Annotated in this window: 1 protein-coding gene and 1 pseudogene; both read right to left on the bottom strand. The window is 49.7% G+C overall.

Annotated features, from left to right (window positions below; all coding sequences use genetic code 11):
• Window positions 1-315: 315 nt before the first annotated feature.
• Window positions 316-1023 (bottom strand): MBL fold metallo-hydrolase, encoded by a 708-nt coding sequence (locus tag IM496_RS04455; protein WP_287661332.1) that lies wholly within the window; start codon window positions 1021-1023, stop codon window positions 316-318.
• A gap of 963 nt (window positions 1024-1986) precedes the next feature.
• Window positions 1987-2466 (bottom strand): annotated as a pseudogene (locus IM496_RS04450) (FAD/NAD(P)-binding protein); the annotation flags it as partial.
• Window positions 2467-2728: the final 262 nt, after the last annotated feature.

The raw sequence follows: 2728 nt of genomic DNA, 5'->3' as shown, positions 1-2728 counted from the left end.
TTTTGCTAATAAACATAGCAAAATTATAGATGATTTCCTGACCTAAGATCACATTTTATTCTTTTTTCCACTTCAATCTAAGAATTGAGAAAAAAGCAAAACCTTATATTATACCATAAAAAAATTATGCAAGAGGTCTACTTGACAGAAAATTATTTAGAAGAAAATGCGGGACTTTGAGAGATGAAGTCGTAGATGAAATTATTCAAACTCTTATTAAATTATTGCAAGAACCACCTCAATCACCTCCCTCCCCTAAAAGTATAGAGCGGCCTCCTAAACCTAAAAAGAAAAATTTTTAAAATAAAATATTCACTAAATCTGATAATCCATGACGAAAACCACCTTACCACCCCGCGCATTGGCACTTAAGGCCGCGGTCATCTTTTTCGGGTAGGGTAGATTGAGATTATTCATTAACTGAATAAAATCCTCACGATCGCGGCCGGCAAAACGGGGATTCCAGCGCTTTTCCTCACCGATCGAGGAGACCGTTCTTCCCAGATAATCGTGACAGGGATAAACAAGCGTATCATCGGGAAGAGTGAATAACTTCTCCGTTACCGTCTTGTATAGGACTTCCGGCGAACCGTTCTGAAAATCGGTACGACCGCAACCGCGAATTAAGAGTGCATCCCCCGTTAATAGGCGTTTTTCATCGATGAGATAGGCTATATGACTATCGGTGTGGCCCGGAGTGGCGATCGCTTTTAGCTGCTGACCTGCCACGGTCCAGAGGTCGCCATCGCGCACATAACCATCGATATCGCTCACTTCCGCGTTTTCGGGAACGAGGATCGAACAGTTGGTTAACTCGCGTAAGCGGTGCGCTCCGGTGATATGGTCGGCGTGGACATGGGTTTCCATCGTGTAGCCTAGAGTTAACCCCAACTGCCAAAGAATCTGCCGATCGCGATCAACCTGTTCGAGGACCGGATCAATTAAAATCGCCTCTCCCGTACCCGAATCAGCGATCAGATAGGTGTAGGTACTCGATTCCCTATCAAAAAGCTGGCGAAAAATCGGCGCTGCCGGCCGGAATGCGATCGAGTAGGCCGTGGGGAGAGAAATTCTCTTTTTCAGCGATCGCAACAAATCCCGGGCCAGTTCGGCCGCCTGTAAACGCAGTTCGGGAATGGCGGTGGTTTCCCAGAGATCTCCTTTGCGGGGATTTCCCAAAGTGTAGAGCGTTGGCGATGCCGTACCGTCTGGCCCGAGAATTGCCCCGTTGTCGGCGGTTTCGATGCCACAACCTAGGGGATGGGGACGGATTAACCCCCGTTGGCGAAGATGAACGACGAGGGAATCGGTTATGGTCCGGTAATCGTTACTCGCGCCGGTACAGTTAATAATTCGATCAACCGGTAGATTTAACAGGTTTCCCGTTCCCCGTTGACGGATAGTAACCTCTACACAGCCGTTTTTAACCTCAGCAGTTTCAATTCTTCCCCCATGATAGGTTAATTGTCCGGATTCTACAGCCTCGTCGAGGATACTGGCGATCTCATCGGCGAGGCGATGGCGAAGAACCTCCCAATAGGCTTTCAGGTGGCGTAGAAATCTGGCGCGTTCCGCTATCGGCAGACAATGCCATAGACCTTGAGATATCGGGCGTAAGGCGTTTAAAACGGCCCGCCAGTCGTGACCTCGACTCTCGGCGGTTTTTACCTCCGCGCGAATTCGCCGTAGGAGTCCCCGCGTGGTCTGGGGCGCGGTTTCGAGGGTGAGGAACGGGGGATAGGGATCGGTGGGTCGGTGCGTTCGGGGAATCAGGCCATGACGGGAAACCGCGTGGATTTTGCCCGTGAATCCCCTTTGTGCCAGGGAAATCACCATATCCACCATCGTTAACCCCGTACCGACGAGCAGAATCGTCCCGTCGGGTTTTAGCTCGGCGAGTGTGTCTGTCTCCCAAGCGTCGCGGAGATAGGGGTAATTCAGAGACGCGAGGGGTTGGGGAACCGTTGCGGGAAAATTGCCCAGCGCCAGAACTACTTTTGCGGCGCTGATTTTCTTGCCTCCTTTGAGGGTAATCGTCGCCTTTTCCCCGTCGAGTACCAGATCGATCGCCGCATCGGTAAATGTTTCCAGACGGTGATCGGCAATGGCGTTGTCCCGCGCTTCTTCTAGGATCGATCGGATGTATTTGCCGTACACTAGACGCGGTACGAAGCTGGCCGGCTCGATCGATCGATAGCCGTTATCTGCTAACCAGTGGAGGAAATGTTCGGGATCGTCCTCGAAGGCGCTCATTTTGCCCGCAGGAATATTGAGCAGGTGGCCGCTGTCTCGCGTTCCGTAGGCGATCCCCGTACCGAGGGGTTTTCGGCGCTCGATCAGGGCGATCGATAATGGAGTCCCCGTGTCGCGTAACAGGTTCGCTGTCACCAGGGAACCACTAAATCCTCCCCCGATAATGGCGATGTCGAAAGTTGCAGAAAGTTGATTCCAGTCAATGTAGCTCATAGATAACTATCGGGGAGGGAATTAGGGGTATGGTAAGGGTTAAAGAGTTAGTATTACTTGGTCTAAGTAAGTAGTTATAATTCAATTGAAGATAGATTGGTTCTTCCGCACTTACACTGTATAAAATTCCTCAAGTTCCCTCTCTGCCCAGCAATGCTCTAAAGTTGATAAATATCAATCTAATAAAAACTCAAAGCCTTAGTATATAAGCTTTTTAAGCATGAGTTGTTGATAGTTTTACATAACAGGTTCGGTAGAGCCG

This window comes from Microcystis sp. M049S2 (assembly GCF_020245625.1).
Taxonomy (GTDB): domain Bacteria; phylum Cyanobacteriota; class Cyanobacteriia; order Cyanobacteriales; family Microcystaceae; genus Microcystis; species Microcystis ichthyoblabe_A.
Note: the sequence above shows the minus strand (reverse complement) of the source record. Positions and strands in the feature narration are given on the sequence as shown.